This window comes from Fulvivirga sp. AWR4_260 (assembly GCF_056158185.1).
This window is the reverse complement of the sequence record NZ_JBSWSU010000015.1, coordinates 461,168-476,938: the sequence shown is the minus strand read 5'-3', so window position 1 is coordinate 476,938 and position 15,771 is coordinate 461,168. Positions and strand designations below refer to the sequence as shown.

Annotated in this window: 16 protein-coding genes; 13 read left to right on the top strand and 3 right to left on the bottom strand. The window is 36.8% G+C overall.

From position 1 onward, the window contains the following. Positions 1-97: 97 nt before the first annotated feature. Complete coding sequence (locus ACXACQ_RS08560; protein ID WP_474975517.1) at positions 98-1,054, top strand: phosphatidylinositol-specific phospholipase C; 957 nt, start codon at positions 98-100, stop codon at positions 1,052-1,054. Between the two features lie 50 nt (positions 1,055-1,104). Here ACXACQ_RS08560 and ACXACQ_RS08555 read toward each other — a convergent pair whose 3' ends face one another. Next, positions 1,105-1,458, bottom strand: coding sequence for a winged helix-turn-helix transcriptional regulator (locus ACXACQ_RS08555; RefSeq protein ID WP_474975516.1), 354 nt, complete (start codon positions 1,456-1,458; stop codon positions 1,105-1,107). A gap of 109 nt (positions 1,459-1,567) precedes the next feature. On the opposite strand from ACXACQ_RS08555, the gene ACXACQ_RS08550 reads away from it, so the two are divergent. Then, positions 1,568-1,921, top strand: a complete 354-nt coding sequence (locus tag ACXACQ_RS08550) for a DoxX family protein (RefSeq protein WP_474975515.1) — start codon at positions 1,568-1,570, stop codon at positions 1,919-1,921. 27 nt (positions 1,922-1,948) lie between these two features. On the opposite strand, the gene ACXACQ_RS08545 is transcribed toward ACXACQ_RS08550, so the two are convergent. Continuing rightward, a complete protein-coding gene (locus ACXACQ_RS08545) occupies positions 1,949-2,779 on the bottom strand; it encodes an NAD(P)-dependent oxidoreductase (RefSeq protein WP_474975514.1) in 831 nt (276 codons plus the stop codon). A gap of 105 nt (positions 2,780-2,884) precedes the next feature. Then, the gene (locus ACXACQ_RS08540; protein ID WP_474975513.1) at positions 2,885-4,471 is read right to left on the bottom strand and encodes an aspartate:alanine exchanger family transporter; all 1,587 of its coding nucleotides are present in this window, start codon (positions 4,469-4,471) and stop codon (positions 2,885-2,887) included. Between the two features lie 582 nt (positions 4,472-5,053). Here ACXACQ_RS08540 and ACXACQ_RS08535 point away from each other — a divergent pair. From ACXACQ_RS08535 to ACXACQ_RS08485, 11 genes are read left to right on the top strand one after another with little or no spacing between them, the layout of a single operon-like run. Then, the gene (locus tag ACXACQ_RS08535) at positions 5,054-6,796 is read left to right on the top strand and encodes a GAF domain-containing protein (RefSeq protein ID WP_474975512.1); all 1,743 of its coding nucleotides are present in this window, start codon (positions 5,054-5,056) and stop codon (positions 6,794-6,796) included. A 9-nt stretch (positions 6,797-6,805) separates the two neighbouring features. Beyond that, the gene (locus ACXACQ_RS08530; protein WP_474975511.1) at positions 6,806-7,474 is read left to right on the top strand and encodes a hypothetical protein; all 669 of its coding nucleotides are present in this window, start codon (positions 6,806-6,808) and stop codon (positions 7,472-7,474) included. Between the two features lie 20 nt (positions 7,475-7,494). Next, positions 7,495-7,812 carry a hypothetical protein gene (locus ACXACQ_RS08525; RefSeq protein ID WP_474975510.1) on the top strand — a complete coding sequence of 106 codons (318 nt, stop codon included), beginning with the start codon at positions 7,495-7,497 and terminating at the stop codon, positions 7,810-7,812. 14 nt (positions 7,813-7,826) lie between these two features. After that, complete coding sequence (locus ACXACQ_RS08520; protein ID WP_474975509.1) at positions 7,827-8,192, top strand: response regulator; 366 nt, start codon at positions 7,827-7,829, stop codon at positions 8,190-8,192. 2 nt (positions 8,193-8,194) lie between these two features. Next, the gene (locus tag ACXACQ_RS08515; protein WP_474975508.1) at positions 8,195-10,216 is read left to right on the top strand and encodes a chemotaxis protein CheA; all 2,022 of its coding nucleotides are present in this window, start codon (positions 8,195-8,197) and stop codon (positions 10,214-10,216) included. 22 nt (positions 10,217-10,238) lie between these two features. Then, positions 10,239-10,736: a chemotaxis protein CheW gene (locus tag ACXACQ_RS08510; protein WP_474975507.1), complete on the top strand. Its 498-nt coding sequence runs from the start codon at positions 10,239-10,241 to the stop codon at positions 10,734-10,736. Positions 10,737-10,749: 13 nt separating this feature from the next. Beyond that, entirely contained in the window at positions 10,750-12,417 is a 1,668-nt protein-coding gene (locus ACXACQ_RS08505) for a methyl-accepting chemotaxis protein (protein ID WP_474975506.1), read from the top strand. 5 nt (positions 12,418-12,422) lie between these two features. Further along, positions 12,423-13,262, top strand: a complete 840-nt coding sequence (locus tag ACXACQ_RS08500) for a CheR family methyltransferase (protein ID WP_474975505.1) — start codon at positions 12,423-12,425, stop codon at positions 13,260-13,262. Positions 13,263-13,267: 5 nt separating this feature from the next. Next, positions 13,268-14,149: a sensor histidine kinase gene (locus ACXACQ_RS08495; RefSeq protein WP_474975504.1), complete on the top strand. Its 882-nt coding sequence runs from the start codon at positions 13,268-13,270 to the stop codon at positions 14,147-14,149. After that, on the top strand, positions 14,149-14,622 hold the full coding sequence (locus ACXACQ_RS08490) for a chemotaxis protein CheD (protein WP_474975503.1): 474 nt from the start codon (positions 14,149-14,151) through the stop codon (positions 14,620-14,622). Before ACXACQ_RS08495 ends, ACXACQ_RS08490 begins: the two co-directional genes overlap by 1 nt. A gap of 24 nt (positions 14,623-14,646) precedes the next feature. After that, complete coding sequence (locus ACXACQ_RS08485) at positions 14,647-15,717, top strand: protein-glutamate methylesterase/protein-glutamine glutaminase (RefSeq protein WP_474975502.1); 1,071 nt, start codon at positions 14,647-14,649, stop codon at positions 15,715-15,717. The last annotated feature ends 54 nt before the right edge of the window (positions 15,718-15,771 follow it).

Here is a 15,771-nt window from a genome sequence, read left to right as displayed (position 1 = left end):
TGAAAGGAATTAACACAGTCTTAATTATTTCTTATCATGTATGAGCAGAATTATATATAGCTTGAAGATTCAACAATCAACCTAAACCTAATAAACTATGAAAAGTATCAAGCTATTGATTACACTACTTGTGCTAAGTATTGCATTGTATTCATGCGAAGGCGACCAAATTTCACCATACCAAACAGAAAATCTCACAAAACCAAGAGCACTTGCACTAAACTGGCTACCTACAAACTGGATGGCAAATATTAATGGAAACATGAAAATATCAGATATATCCATTCCTGGCACTCACGATGCCGGTGCAAGATTTGACCATGTAATATTAAAAAAGACAGCAAAATGTCAGGATTTAACTATTTCTGAGCAACTAAATATAGGCGTTCGCTTCTTAGATATTAGATGCAGGCATATTGAAAATTCCTTCACCATACACCATGGAGTAGTTTATCAAAACATAAATTTTGATGATGTTATCAATTATTGCAATAGTTTTTTAGCTGCCCACCCTACCGAAACCATAGTGATGTCAGTAAAAGAGGAGCATGAACCCAGCAACAACACCCGTTCATTTGAAGAAACATTCGATTTCTACACAAACAAGAATCCGCACCTTTGGCATTTGGCAGATGAAATACCTCTACTTAGTGATGTAAGAGGTAAAATTGTGCTATTCAGGAGATTTGGAGCTTCGGCACCTAAAGGCATAAATGCATCTTACTGGCCAGACAATGCAGTTTTCACAAATAACACACCTTTAATGGGCGTGCAAGATGTGTATAATGTGCCTAACAACAGCAATAAATGGAATTTAATAACAGATCATTTTAACCAAGCACTGAGCAATAGCAACGGCAAGCTATTCATAAACTTCACCAGTGGTTCTAAACCTGGCATTTTTAACATACCAGATATCAACGCAGTATCAGATTTCATGAATCCTAAACTTGTTGAATATTTTAACACACCTCGATCAGGAAAACATGGTATTATAATTATGGATTTTGCCAGCACAGAATTAGTTTCACCAATAATTGAAACTAATTTTTAACCCTTCACAAGGAGCCAATAGGCTCCTTGTTTGATATTATCCATTATAAATTAATCACTAAAAATAACTTTACGATGATTCTGCCCCCATTTCCTTAGAGCGTCTATCACCTCATCCAAACTACCTCCATACTCTGTTAATGAATATTCTACTTTTACAGGAAATGTATCATACACCTTGCGTGAGACCAACTTATTCATCTCCAAATCTCTCAACTCTTTTGATAGCATTCGATCTGTAATGCCAGTTACCTCAGCCGCTATTTCAGAAAAACGTTTGGGACCAAACCCCAAGGCCACAATAATTGGAAGTTTCCATTTACCATTTAATATATCTAGAGCATCTTGTACTGGTCTTATCATACCTACACACTTGGGATGGTCTTTAGGATCTTTGTATTTCATTACGCTTATTATTTAAACAATACTATATTAAAGTATAGCACTATACTTTGGTATAGTACTTACAAAAGTATAGTAAGCTTCTTTAAGTTTGTTAGAAACAAAGTAAAAAATGAAGAACAAATTATTTTATTGGATACCTACGGCATTAATAAGCCTCATGATGCTTTTCAGTGCATACGCATATTTCACTAACCCACACATGAAAGAAAGCTTTCAAACTCTAGGCTTTCCGGACTATCTTAGGATTGAATTGGCCATAGCTAAAATAATAGGTGTACTGATTTTAGTGATCCCTGTTGCGCCAAAAGTCATGAAAGAATGGGCCTATGCAGGCTTTGGAATCACATTTATTTCTGCATTTATTGGCCACACTGTAAGTGGAGATCCTACTTCGGCTCAAGTAATGCCAATAGTAGCCTTGGCTTTACTAATTACCAGCAGGTTATTTCTTAATAAAAACTGAAACAGCAGGGCCTCTGGCCCCGCTTCACTATTTTAAATATTTTATGATGGACATAACATCTTCTGCACCCAAAGATTCATTAGCCTTTTGAAAATTATCATGAGTAGTAAGGCTTACCTCCCCTTTTAATCCACTCTCTTTTGCTAACCTTAAATCTTTAGCAAGATGCTCAAGCGTAAATGCTGCCTGATAGTTATCATTAACAACAGCATCTCCCTTAATTTTAATGTATGGACTACCCAAGGCGCTGTTATTTAATATCCCCAACAAGTCCTCTGTCTTTACATTCATGGCATTAGAAAATTGAATAGCTTCAGCTAAACCTTGAGTCACTACTCCCAAAAATGTGTTAACAGCTAATTTTGCAGCATTACCAGCCCCAACAGCACCTATATGCACAGTAGCCTTAGTCATGGCATTTAATATTGGCTTCACTTTTTCAACTATATCTACTTCGCCTCCAACTATAGCCACTAATGAAGCTTCTTCGGCTTGCTTAACACTTCCAGAAACAGGCGCATCAACATAATATGCTTCAGACACTTTACACAAAGCATCCATGGACCTGCTCACCTCAGGGGATATGGTACTCATATTTACTATAATTTTACCCTTAGTCAATCCAGCAACTACTCCATTATCAGCATTAAAAATCTCCTCTACGGCCGCATCATCAGACACCATCATAATAACCACATCCACTTGTTTGACCAGCTCATCTATCGATTCAGCCACTTGGTCATATTCAGACACTCTAGCTTTAGTTCTGTTATAAACCGTTAAGTCAAAACCTGCCTCTATCAACTTTTGGGACATGGGCCGCCCCATTTTTCCTAGTCCTATCCAACCTAGTTTCATGAAATATATTTTTTAGTTTCACATCTAATCAAAGGTAGTACATTACTACTCCCCTTAGCTCTGTTAAATGCGAAATCACAACTTTTGTTGCGGTATTAATAAAATTTAGCCCACAAGACTTAATATCTGCACCGTAATGATCAACAAAACCATAGCTATAGGATATACCGTAGCATAAGCTATACTGGCAGCATCGGTGTCAGACATGCCATCTACAGTGGCCAAACCTGGCGTACTAGTCATACTACCGGTGAGTGTTCCTAACAATGTAAGTAAATTCATTTTAAAGAAATACCTAGCAACCACTGTAGCTATTATTAATGGAATAATAGTAATGAAAAAACCATACACAAACAGATCTATTCCATACTCATTGAAGGTGGCCACTAAACTTTTACCTGCACTTGTACCCACTGCTGCAAGAAAAAATAATAAGCCGAATTGCCTTAAAAGCTGGTTAGCTGCCCCGGTCATAGTCCACATAAAAGGCCCTGTTTTCCCCATACTACCAAGCACCAGTGCCGTTAATAAAATGCCTCCTGTAAGGCCTAAACTAAATGTAAAATCTCCAAAGCTTAAACTTAGCTTACCCGCTAACACACCTAAAATTATCCCTGCAGCAATCGGCAAGAAGTCCGTATCACTTAAATGCTTATCATCATCTCCTAAAATTCTAATTACTTGAGGTAAATTATCTTTATTACACGCCACCATTACCTTATCCCCCATTTTAAACCTGAAACTAGGGCTAGGTGCGATATTAACTCCGGCCCTTCTAATACGGGTTACAGTAGCACTATAAGTATTTAAAATATTTAACTCTGCTAAGCTTTTATTGACCACATTTTTATTAGTCACCAACACTGAGCGCACCTCCGAAGACTTTCCCAAAGGGATTTCTATATCCGTCTCTCTCCCTATCAGTAATTTCACACTTTCAAGAGCGCTATGCGCACCTACAGCCTTAATAATATCTCCCTTATTTAATACCGTATCTAAAGTAGGTGTTATGGCCTCATCTCCTTTCATCACCCTTGAAACCACCGCCTTAGTCATATATCTGATATGGATTGACTCAATGGTTTTGCCCACCACATTTTCATTTTCGACAATAAAGTTTCGTGTACATATTTCAGGATACCCGGTAGACTGCTCACTCAAATAATCAGTCTCAGCACTCTTAATGTTCACCCTCAATATTTTGGGCAAAAAGCTAACAAATAAAATAACCCCAATAACCCCAAATGGATAAGCAATACCATACCCTATAGAAGCCAATGGAGAACCTGTAGTATCAATAGCCGCAGCCAAACCAGGAGTACTAGTAAGTGCACCGGTTAACAAACCAATGCATAAACTTTTATCTACCCCAAAAAACGAGCAGCAGGCATAAGTTACTAACCCTGATGATACCACAAGAATAACAGCCAAGACAGCCAACTCTCGACCATTCTTTTTAAATGACTGAAAAAAACCAGGCCCAGCCTGAATACCTATAGTAAAGATAAACAGGACCAATCCTAAATATTGAAAATCTTTAGGTATAGACACTCCATAATGACCAAAAACTAAGGCAACAAATATTACAGCAGAAACATCAAGTGATATTCCTTTAATCTGTATCCTTCCAATTATAAAACCTAAGGCTATAATTAGAAATAATGCGAAATAGCTGTTAGAAAAAAGATCCATAGCAATATGATTTATGCTCTTAAATGCAGATTAAGCCCATTAATTTTGATTTAAATGAAACTCCTTAATTAATATGGCTTTGTTTACTCATGAAGATATCAACTTTCAACTACAGAATAAATGACATAAACAGGTGACAAAAATCAGTTTCATTACGCCTCCTTCATATTAAGCTGTTAATCAGTTTAATAGAAAATCCGTTTTATATTAGTTGTGTAATATAGTAAGTGTGAACTCATAACTTTTTTTTATTTCAAAACATTGACCAAGAAACTTACACTTAATTATAAATCAATAAATACATAAAATAATTCAATTAAAATACCGTATCATATTTTATCTATATCAAGCATTAATAAATGAAAAAATAATTTAGCCAAACTACGAAGCAACTATTCTACAAAACTCATAAGGCAAAATAATACAGAGACATTTCAATTAAATACAAAATCAACAATACTAAGGATAACACTCAATTATAAAAATCCTTTGAAAAGTCCGCTTACCTAACGTGTGCATGTCTGATATATAAAGAAACCATAACTCTTAATTATTTACTAAGAATTCCTAAATCAGCGTGCCATGAAAGAAATTCACAGAAGCGGCCTCTATACTATAGTGCTAATAGTAGTATTTACTCTTTTGGCTGGTTCTTTATTCGTGACTTTTTATTTCGCAGAAGAAAAGGCCGAACAACATGAGCTCATCGTAAAGCTTCAGTCCATTCAAAATCAACTAGAGAAAGTTCACCTAGAGCTACAATACAACAGCACTGTTGACAAACAGCAGCAAGAGCACATACAACAACTTCAACGAGAATTAAGATATTTAAATATTGAAACTGAATCAATTATAAAGAAACTTAACCAGCCCATATTTAGAACGGTATCCACCACTAGTAACACCTCCCTAACTGCTCACAACATAGAAAGCATGCAGGAGTTTATAGACTCTATTAACGAGCATGCCACATTAGCAATACAGCGATACAACAAGCATTTAGAATGGTACAAACACACCAAATCGAGCTCACTAATATTACTATGCATGGTGATGATATGTGTTCCCGCATTCAATTATTATGGGTATATGAAGCCATTAAATGCTCTCAATCTCTTTCTTGAAGAGAATGTAGATGAAAGTGTGAGAAAAAAAATAAAGGGTTCTCCTATAAATAGAATGATTAAACTGGCCCGATATTACAAAGAAACCCAACAATCGGCCTCTAAATTTGTAGATCAAATAACCACAAACCGTGTTGATGAAGAAGTAAGTGTTCATTTAACAGGGCATTTTGGCGAGTCGCTCAAAAAAATGCAACAGCAGCTTGACGATCTATCCAGCAAAGAACAACAAGCATCATGGATCAACAACAGCTTATCAGAGCTAGAAAAACTACTCAAAACCAGTAGTGAAGACCCCGATTTATACAAAAGAATAATCTCTCTTTTATCAAAATCAGTATCGTCTATGGCCAGCGTACTATATAACTACGAAGACGATGACCAAAATCCATATTTCCACAGCCTATCTAGTTATGGCATTTTGGCCAATAACGATGAAAAGATATACCTAGGCCAAGGGCAATTGGGCGAGCTAGGAAGAAGGAAAGAAACATTAGTATTAGAAAATATACCTTCTCAATACTTAAAAATAGAATCAGGACTAGGAAACTCTGAGCCCGCATCAGTACTAATGGTGCCCTTATTATTTAAAAACAATTTATATGGTGCTATAGAATTAGCCTCATTTAAAGGCTTCAAGCCCGAGCAGATAGATTACATTGAAAGAGTAGCTGAAAGCATTGCCGCCCATAGCTTCAATCAGAAAGTAAATAAACAAACTCAACTAAAACTTGAAGAGCTAACCCAAAAACAGGCTAACGAACTGGTAGAAATACACAGGCTTCAAGAAGAAACACAAGTAAAACTTCAAGAGCAGCTCAAATCGGCTGAAGAGGAAAAAAACCGCAACAATGCCATACTAGAAGGCTGCGTTGACGGTGTAATCAGCTTTGATGAGTCAGGCAAGATTGAGTTCTGCAATAGCATAGCTGCAGAAATATTCGCTATGAATAAAGCAGAAATCATCAATAACAAACTATCAAACTTAATGGAAGTATCCATCCGCAAAGATGGAGATAAAGCAAAACCTTATTATCACCACAATAGCGAAGAAAAGGAGATTTCAGTGAGAACTGAAACTATGATAAAAAATAATGCTGGAGAATGGGTGGATGTACTTATTACTTCTACGCAGGTAGAATTTCAAAAAAGAGTCATTTTCACATTCTTCATGCAAAAAATTTCCATTGATTTATTTTGATGTTGGCAGATGAAAAAAGAAGAAATCGAACTTTTAAACAACCTATTAAAAGATTTGGATAAAATTCTGTCTGACTTCCTTCAGATCACAGGCACTGAATTCAGGCAGATTTCCAATTATATCAAAAAAGTAAAAGAGGTTAAAACCAATAAAAATGCGCTTCCTTCATTGGTAGAAGAACTGCAATACTTTGACCTGCTACAACAAAAAGTTGAGCATATTAAAAGTATTCATGCAGTTATTAAGCAAAAGCTTAGCCAGCAGCAAACTCAGAGTTCTGCAACTCCACAAGCTACACACTCTGTATTCAAGCTCAACTTACTTCAGTTTGAAGTCGCCAGCATAGAATTATACAAAACCATAGACAATATTAACAATTGTCTCAACCTATTAGATCAGGAAGACAAACCTCAATATACTGCTGAAACTTACAACCTCATAATAAGATGGGTTGATAGAATCAAAAATATGTTTAAATCCATTATAGACCTAGGTCTCGATGGACTAGTCATTGATGTAAAAGAAAAAGTTTCATATTTTGAAACATTGTATTCTACCGCGTCAGAGCGCCAGGTACTTAGCAGTTATCTAAGAGTAGAATCTATTAGTCCTGAGGTAATAATACAAGAAATAAAGACAAACAAAGCTGATACTTCTGCCTCAGATTTCCTTTTTTAAGCTTATATTATAAAATAAAAATGAAGCCAGAAATAACTAAAATAGAAGAATCCACAGAAACATGTCACCTTAAAATAAAAGGAGACCTTACGGTTAAGCATGCTAGTTATTTATATGAGCTTTTTCAAGAGATAAAACTCGAAGGCAAAAACATAAAGCTAGAAATAAACGAGCCCATCGGCATTGATCTGTGCTTCTTACAAATGTTATGGTCTTACAGCGAAAGCATCACCAACCAAGGTAAAAGCTGCAAAATCATAGCTGATGTAAGTCCAAATGACGAACTCCTAATCAAAAAAACAGGACTAGCCCAACTATTACAATTACAAACAACTTAATTAACTATATATTCATGAGTAAAACTATACTTATCGCTGACGACTCAGAAAGCATTCGAGATTTGGTAGAACTAACCTTACAGTCTGCCAGCTACACAGTAATAAAAACTATAGATGGGCAAGACGCTGTAGACCAGCTCAATGGACAACCTATCGACCTGATAATTACTGATCTTAACATGCCGAAACTAGATGGTATAGAGCTTATCAAAGAAGTAAGAGCCAAAAATGACTATGCTACTACACCTATACTGCTTCTAACTACAGAATCTCAAGCTGAAAAAAAACAACAAGCCAAAGAAGCTGGAGCCACAGGCTGGATTGTAAAACCATTTGTACAAGAAAAGTTATTAGCCGTAGTTCAAAAAGTAATTAGATAATTATGGATAAGTTTCAAAAATCCTTTTTACAAGAAGCTGAAGAACTTATTGCCAATCTTGAAAAAGCACTATTGAGTTTTGAACAGGACTTAGAAAATGAACAGTCAGTAAAAGAAATTTTCCGAATCATGCACACTTTAAAAGGGGGCGGCAGCATGTTTGGATTTGACTCTATAAGTTCAACTACTCATCACCTTGAAACTATCTATGACCAAATAAGAAATAACAAGATAAAAGCTTCTAAAGAAATTCTTGATGTTACCTTCATAGCCTTAGACCATTTAAAAAGAACCCTCAACGACCAATTTTTAAATGATCCTAAAAATAAAAGCAACCATGAAAAGATAACAAAAAGTATTGAAGCTATTCTGGAAAAAACAGACGACAGCGCCCCTGAAACCACCACAACTACAGAAGAAAAAGAAGAGATTAAAACCTTCTATGTATTAATAGAGCCGCATTCCTCCATCTTTAAAAATGGCACAAACCCTCTTTTTTTAGTTGATGATGTAGCTGCCTTAGGTGAAGCTGCGGTAGCCGCTAGTGGCAGTGAAATACCTGAGTTTTCAGCTTTACAGCCCGATGAATGCTATACTTCTTTTGAAATTATTTTAGCTACAGAAAAGCCTATTTCAGAAATAAACGATGTTTTCATTTTTGCGGAAGACCAGTGCCATATAACTATTCAGCAATTGGCCATTGGCAATTTACTAGAAATTGAAAACTTCAAAGACACCATAGAATCCAAGCCTTTTGAATCGCCCATTTTCGGACTAGAAATAATCGAAACATTAGCAAAAACGCATACCGAAGAAGCGGAAACAAAAGAAACTATAACATCTTCAGAAAAAGGAAAGTCAGAAAACAGCATAAGAGTTGCATCCTCAAAGCTTGACGAGCTAATGAACTTGGTAAGCGAACTAGTCACTACCCAAGCTCAGATAACGCTTATTGCCGAAAAAAATGAGAACCCAGAGTTGACAAGCCTTGCTGAAAGCATGGAAAAAATCACTCGAAGATTAAGGGACAATACATTCTCTATTTGCTTAGTCCCTATAGAAATAATTGTAACTCGTTTTCAGCGTCTGGTCCGCGATTTGGCTAGTGAGCTAGAAAAAGAAGTTACTTTTGTAGCCCTAGGTACAGAAACAGAACTTGACAAATCACTAATTGAAAACCTTAGTGATCCTATATTACATATTATTAGAAATAGCATTGATCATGGTATCGAATCCCCTAAAGATCGGCTAAAAGCGGGCAAACCTGCCCATGGCACCATAGAGCTTAATGCCTACCACTCAGGCACACATGTTTACATCCAAATAAAAGATGATGGCAAAGGCATTGACCCTAAAAAAATAAAGCGAAAAGCATTTGAAAAAGGGCTAATCTCCCGGGCCTCAGATTTTAATGAAGACAAAGCCCTGGAATTAATATTTCTCCCTGGCTTTTCTACTGCCGAAACCATCACTGATGTTTCTGGAAGAGGCGTAGGAATGGATGTAGTAAAGAGAAAGATTGAAGCCATAAAAGGAGAAGTATTTATCACCTCAAAAAAAGGAGAAGGAACCACCATTACTATTAAATTACCTCTCACGCTCTCTATCATGGATGGCATGTTGGTAAAAATAGCTGACACAGACTACCTTATTCCGCTTAATCATGTAGATAAATGCTTTGAGATATATACAGATAAGCTATCAGATGAGGTAAGTCAAAAACATGTTTTTGACGGCAAACTAACTCCGGTATTTAACCTAAGGTCGGCTTTTCATGAACAACCGCATACAGGAGAGGTGACACAAGTTATTCAAATAAAATATGATGAATTTCCCGTGTGCATAACTGTAGATACTATAATAGGAGAATACCAAGCCGTAATGAAGCCACTAGGTGAGCTTTACCAAAACCAAGACGAATTTAGCGGAGCTACCATTTTAGGAGACGGGAGTGTAGCCCTTGTACTAGACACTAATAAATTTATTAAACAGCTAATTCAAAAAGAAGAAGAAGCACAATTGTAATTTTTTTATATAACTAATGAGTATGGAAACAAATGAGTCTGCCATTCAGTCCTATCTCACTTTTCGTTTAGGAGAAGAATTTTTTGGGGCCAACGTGTCTCAAGTTAAAGAGATATTAGAACTTTCTAAAATAACAAAAGTTCCTGGAGCGCCCGCCTATATGCGCGGTGTTATCAACTTAAGAGGAAATGTACTACCAGTTATAGATACACGATATAAATTTGGATTTGAGCCCATTTCAGACAGCATCAATACCTGCATTATTGTATTATCTATAGAGCTAGAAGAGCATGAATTAGAAATAGGTGCATTGGTAGATACTGTGCAGGAAGTATTGGAAGTAAGTGAAAGCGAGATGCAAGAGCCCCCATCGATTGGCTCTAAATATAAATCGGAGTTTATTGACGGCATGGTTAAAATGGATGATCAATTTATTATGATGCTCAACCTGAACCGTGTATTCAATGCAGAAGATTTAAGCATGCTGCAAAATGCAACCAAAGAAGAAAAAACCACTTAATCCAACCTACATCATGACAACAAGTATCAAATCAAGGCTCATTTTAGCCTTCACACTATTGGTGGCTTTTAGTGGCATCATTTTTTACTTAGGAAACACCAACTTAAGCAGCCTCAATGACCGCATCAATCAAATAATTGATATTAACGTTAAGCGATTAATATTAGCATCAAAAGCAGCTGAAGACATTCAATATATTACTAAAAGAGAAAAAGAAGTAATATTAGTAAATACCGAGATGGAAGTGCGCGAGTATTTACGAATGATTGACGAAAGAAACATAGAACTATCTTCACGCATAACAGAGCTCAACTCTATTTCTGATGAAAACGGAAAAGCTATAATCGATGAATTCAACAGCGAATGGGAAGATTATCAAAAATCCTTTTCAAAAATTAAAAAACTAGCACTTATTAACAGCGACTCTTCAGACATAGAAGCATACACAGTATCTACCACCGAAGCACGAGATGCTGCCCTTTCCGCGGTGAGCACGATTACCCGAATAGTCAAAAAAAATGAAAAAGCCCTGGCCGAGGCTCGCAACCATGCAGAACATGCTTATTCGGCCTCTAAAAGAAACACCTTGATTTTATTGGGTGTAAGCTTAATTATTGCATTCGGCCTATCCACATGGATCATCAGGTCTATAGGTAACTCTATAAGAGAGGCAAAAGAAATAATAAAGCAAATTTCGGAAGGCAACCTTAGCATCAAAATAGAAAATAAAAATCAAGATGAAATAGGAGAACTACTCGAATATTTAAAAACCATGGTAATAAAACTTAAAGAAGTAATTTCATTTATTACCACAGCTTCTGATCATATTGCCACTGCCAGCAACCAAATGAGTTTCACCTCACAATCTATGTCCCAAGGCACGCAAGAGCAAGCCGCTTCTGCAGAACAGATATCATCCTCCATGGAAGAAATGGCCTCAAACATACAGCAGAATACCGATAACGCTCAGCAAACTGAAAAGATAGCCTTAAAGGCCGCTGATGACATTCAGGAAGGTAGTGCGAGCGTAAACCTTACAGTGGATTCCATGAAAGAAATAGCACAAAAAATCACAATAATTGGTGAAATAGCTCGCCAAACCAACTTACTGGCACTTAACGCTGCCGTAGAAGCAGCCCGAGCAGGAGATCATGGAAAAGGGTTTGCTGTAGTGGCAGCAGAAGTACGCAAGCTAGCCGAAAGAAGCCAAACCGCAGCTGCCGAAATCAATGACTTATCAGGCTCTAGTGTTTCCGTTGCAGACAAATCTGGAAAACTCTTAGAGCATATTGTGCCTAACATATTAAATACATCAAAGCTAGTGCAAGAAATTTCAGCGGCTAGTATCGAACAAAATGCAGGAGCTGATCAGGTAAATAATGCCATTCAGCAGTTTAACCAAATCATACAACAAAATGCTGCTGCTGCTGAGGAAATGGCAACAAGCGCAGAAGAACTTTCAAGCCAAGCCGAACACCTTAAAGAAACTATTTCTTTCTTTAGAGTGGATAATATGCAGCAATTTAAAAAGACTGCAAACAAGCCTACAGAAGTTAAAAAAGTAAAACCACAGCCAGCCAAAAAGCATGTATACACACCTGCTCCTAGCACAAAAAAAGGTGGCGTTAAATTAGATATGGGAGGCGCAGATAGTTTGGATAGTGGGTACGAAAAATATTAAAGCCTATGTTAGAAAGTGTGGCATCAGTAAATTTATCGACTAAGTTATTTCAACAGATAAGTAGCTTTATTTATAAAGAATGCGGTATAAATTTACCCTCCCCAAAAAAAGTTTTAGTAGAGAGTAGGTTAAGAAAAAGGCTTTCTTTCCTTAACCTCACCTCTTTTGAAGCTTATTTCGACTTTGTAATGAGCCCTGCAGGTGCCAAACAAGAGTTGGTTCATATGATTGATGCAATAGCGACCAATAAAACTGATTTTTTTAGGGAACCCATGCACTTTCAATTTATGGCTGAACATATTTTACCCGAATATGCCGCTAGCCATAGCAGAACACCATTCAAGGTATGGAGCTCAGCATGCTCATCGGGAGAAGAACCCTACACCATAGCCATGACAATGGAAGAATATGGTCTAAAACACAAAATTGATTATAAAATTACGGCTACTGACATCTCCACAAAAATACTCAACAAAGCCCTCAAGGCCATTTATACTGAAAAAGATGTAGAAGATATCCCGTTAGAAATTAAGAAAAGATATTTACTAAAAAGTAAAGATAGAATCAACCGTACTGTTAGAATAGTGCCTGCACTTCGTAGCAAAGTTGGTTTTAAAAGGTTAAATTTAATTGATGGTACGCTGGACGTTGACCACGATTATGACTTAATATTTTGCAGAAATGTTTTAATCTACTTTGACCGTCCCACTCAACAGAAAGTGGTTTCTAAACTTTTATCTCACCTCAAAGCAGGTGGCTATTTGTTTATTGGACATTCCGAATCTATATACCACATGAACTTACCTGTGAGCCAAAAAAGACCTACCATCTTTCAAAAAAAATAATGCCTATGGGACTATCAGATGATGAATTAATAAACATTTTGAGCTCAAGACTAGCCAAGGCCCGAGAAGACAGGCTGGATAGCCAAAGTGAAATATTCAAAACTGTTGAAGATCTAGGAGAACAATTAAAGCGGTCTGAACAATTAAAAACAAATTTCTTATCCAACATAAGAAATGAAATCAACAACCCTCTTTCTTCAGTACTGGGTTTATCCAAATTTTTAATGCAGGCAGATGGGCTTGAACCTGAAACTATTCAAAGAAAAGCTTTTTTAATCCATAATGAAGCCTTCAACCTTGACTTTCAAATGCGTAATATTTTTGCCGCGGCAGAAATAGAAGCAGGCAAGTTACTCCCTGAAATGGTAATGGTGGACATCACCAGATTAATTTATGACGTTATTGATAGTTTCCAATTTAAGATAGATCAAAAAAACCTTTCTTTCTCTCAAGTAATGGAAGTAATGCCGCTGTGCATAGTTACGGATAGCTACATGATGTATATCGTTATTTCTAACCTGATTTCTAATGCAATAGAATACTCAAAGCCGCATGGTGTAATTAAAGTTGAGGCATTTTTTAAATCTGGAGTTTTTAAAATGAGCATCAAAGACGAAGGCAAAGGGGTAAAAAAAGAAGAGGAATCAAAGATATTTCAACGGTTTTACCAACTAGACTATGGCATTAAAAAAGAACATAGTGGCCATGGCCTTGGCTTATCTATAACCAAAGAAATCACAGAGATTTTAGGAGGAACACTATCTCTTACGGACAGCAGTAATTTAGGAAGCACCTTCACCGTGAGCATACCTTGCCAAATAAAACAAAATGCAAATAAAATGGATAAGTGGGATGAATCAATGTTTGGCAATGATCAAATCTTCTAATGACTGATGCGCCAGCCAATTTACCTTCTCATTTTCTTTTTGCCTCCTCATTATTCGCAGAAAGAAAGCCCACTATAGTACAAACAGTATTGGGCTCTTGTGTTTCGGTATGCCTATACGATAAGTATTCGGCTTTTGGAGGCATTAACCATTACATGCTACCGGTATGGAAAGGCTCCGGATTAGCCTCTCCCAAATATGGGAATATAGCTATAGAAAAGCTCTTAGAAAGGATGATAAGACTAGGTGCTAATGAAAAAAATCTTATCGCTAAGGTTTTTGGAGGCGCTTCGCAATATGAAAAAATGGCATCTTATGGCATAGCTCAGCAAAACGTGCAACTAGCCGAAGATATGCTTAAAGATTATAGAATTCCTATTATAGCCGCTAACACCGGAGGTGATACAGGCCGTAAAATCCTGTATAATACAGGAACAGGACAAGTATTAATGAAGTTTATAAGTAAAATTTAACCCTTAAAAGCTGAAATAGCAGGTATGATCAATAATAAATTAAGAGTGCTTATCATTGATGACTCTGCCGTTGTAAGGCAAACATTATCTCAAATATTAAATTCTGACCCAAAAATTGAGGTAATGGGAACAGCTGCAGACCCTTACATTGCAGCACAAAAGATCAGCAAAGAAGTACCCGATGTTATCACCCTAGATGTAGAAATGCCACGCATGGATGGAATTACTTTTTTGCGAAAAATAATGTCTCAACACCCCATACCAGTAGTTATTATCTCCAGTTTAACAGAACGAGGCACAGAAACTGCCGTGCACGCTTTAGAAATTGGCGCTGTAGATGTTATAAAAAAATCAGCTTTAAACAAAAACAACATCTCTACTGCAGAAAGACATATTATTGATATAGTAAAAGCTGCAGGCAAGGCAGTGGTAAAAAGAAAAAGAAGCGTGATTACTAAAGCCACTCCAATGGCTACAGCAGCCCCCAATAGTGCTCTCCCTACAAACCAAAGCATGATACGCACCACAGAAAAAATAGTGGCTGTAGGGGCTTCTACAGGAGGCACTGAGGCAGTTTTGAAATTTTTATTGGACATGCCAATTGATTGCCCCGGAATAGTAATCGTTCAACACATGCCTGAATTATTTACCAAATCTTTTGCCGACAGGCTAAATAGTACTTGCAAAATAACAGTAAAAGAAGCTAGTCATGGAGACTCCATACTGAGAGGACAAGCACTTATAGCACCCGGCAATAAACATATGGAAGTAAAACGAAGTGGTGCAAGGTACTATGTTGAAATAAAAGACGGAGACCCTGTGAATAGACACAGGCCTTCCGTAGATGTTCTTTTCTACTCCACTGCCAAATATGCAGGAAGAAATGCAGTAGGCATTATAATGACAGGAATGGGAGGAGATGGAGCAAAAGGATTATTAGAAATGAAAAACGCTGGGGCAGCTACTATTGCTCAAGATGAAAAATCATGTATTGTATTTGGTATGCCCAAAGAAGCCATAAAAATAGGTGCTGCTGATAAAATTTTACCTTTAACTCAAATTGCTCCTCATATAAAATCTATCTTTAATCTTTAACAAGGCAGAACCTCACTATACTTTTGTATAGCACAGGACTATCAATAATGATAG

Excerpts from the sequence above, each read along its gene's own strand:
- ACXACQ_RS08560 (WP_474975517.1), top strand. The coding sequence starts at position 98 with ATGAAAAGTATCAAGCTATTGATTACACTACTTGTGCTAAGTATTGCA.
- ACXACQ_RS08555 (WP_474975516.1), bottom strand. The coding sequence starts at position 1,458 with ATGAAATACAAAGATCCTAAAGACCATCCCAAGTGTGTAGGTATGATA.
- ACXACQ_RS08550 (WP_474975515.1), top strand. The coding sequence starts at position 1,568 with ATGAAGAACAAATTATTTTATTGGATACCTACGGCATTAATAAGCCTC.
- ACXACQ_RS08545 (WP_474975514.1), bottom strand. The coding sequence starts at position 2,779 with ATGAAACTAGGTTGGATAGGACTAGGAAAAATGGGGCGGCCCATGTCC.
- ACXACQ_RS08540 (WP_474975513.1), bottom strand. The coding sequence starts at position 4,471 with ATGGATCTTTTTTCTAACAGCTATTTCGCATTATTTCTAATTATAGCC.
- ACXACQ_RS08535 (WP_474975512.1), top strand. The coding sequence starts at position 5,054 with ATGAAAGAAATTCACAGAAGCGGCCTCTATACTATAGTGCTAATAGTA.
- ACXACQ_RS08530 (WP_474975511.1), top strand. The coding sequence starts at position 6,806 with ATGAAAAAAGAAGAAATCGAACTTTTAAACAACCTATTAAAAGATTTG.
- ACXACQ_RS08525 (WP_474975510.1), top strand. The coding sequence starts at position 7,495 with ATGAAGCCAGAAATAACTAAAATAGAAGAATCCACAGAAACATGTCAC.
- ACXACQ_RS08520 (WP_474975509.1), top strand. The coding sequence starts at position 7,827 with ATGAGTAAAACTATACTTATCGCTGACGACTCAGAAAGCATTCGAGAT.
- ACXACQ_RS08515 (WP_474975508.1), top strand. The coding sequence starts at position 8,195 with ATGGATAAGTTTCAAAAATCCTTTTTACAAGAAGCTGAAGAACTTATT.
- ACXACQ_RS08510 (WP_474975507.1), top strand. The coding sequence starts at position 10,239 with ATGGAAACAAATGAGTCTGCCATTCAGTCCTATCTCACTTTTCGTTTA.
- ACXACQ_RS08505 (WP_474975506.1), top strand. The coding sequence starts at position 10,750 with ATGACAACAAGTATCAAATCAAGGCTCATTTTAGCCTTCACACTATTG.
- ACXACQ_RS08500 (WP_474975505.1), top strand. The coding sequence starts at position 12,423 with ATGTTAGAAAGTGTGGCATCAGTAAATTTATCGACTAAGTTATTTCAA.
- ACXACQ_RS08495 (WP_474975504.1), top strand. The coding sequence starts at position 13,268 with ATGGGACTATCAGATGATGAATTAATAAACATTTTGAGCTCAAGACTA.
- ACXACQ_RS08490 (WP_474975503.1), top strand. The coding sequence starts at position 14,149 with ATGACTGATGCGCCAGCCAATTTACCTTCTCATTTTCTTTTTGCCTCC.
- ACXACQ_RS08485 (WP_474975502.1), top strand. The coding sequence starts at position 14,647 with ATGATCAATAATAAATTAAGAGTGCTTATCATTGATGACTCTGCCGTT.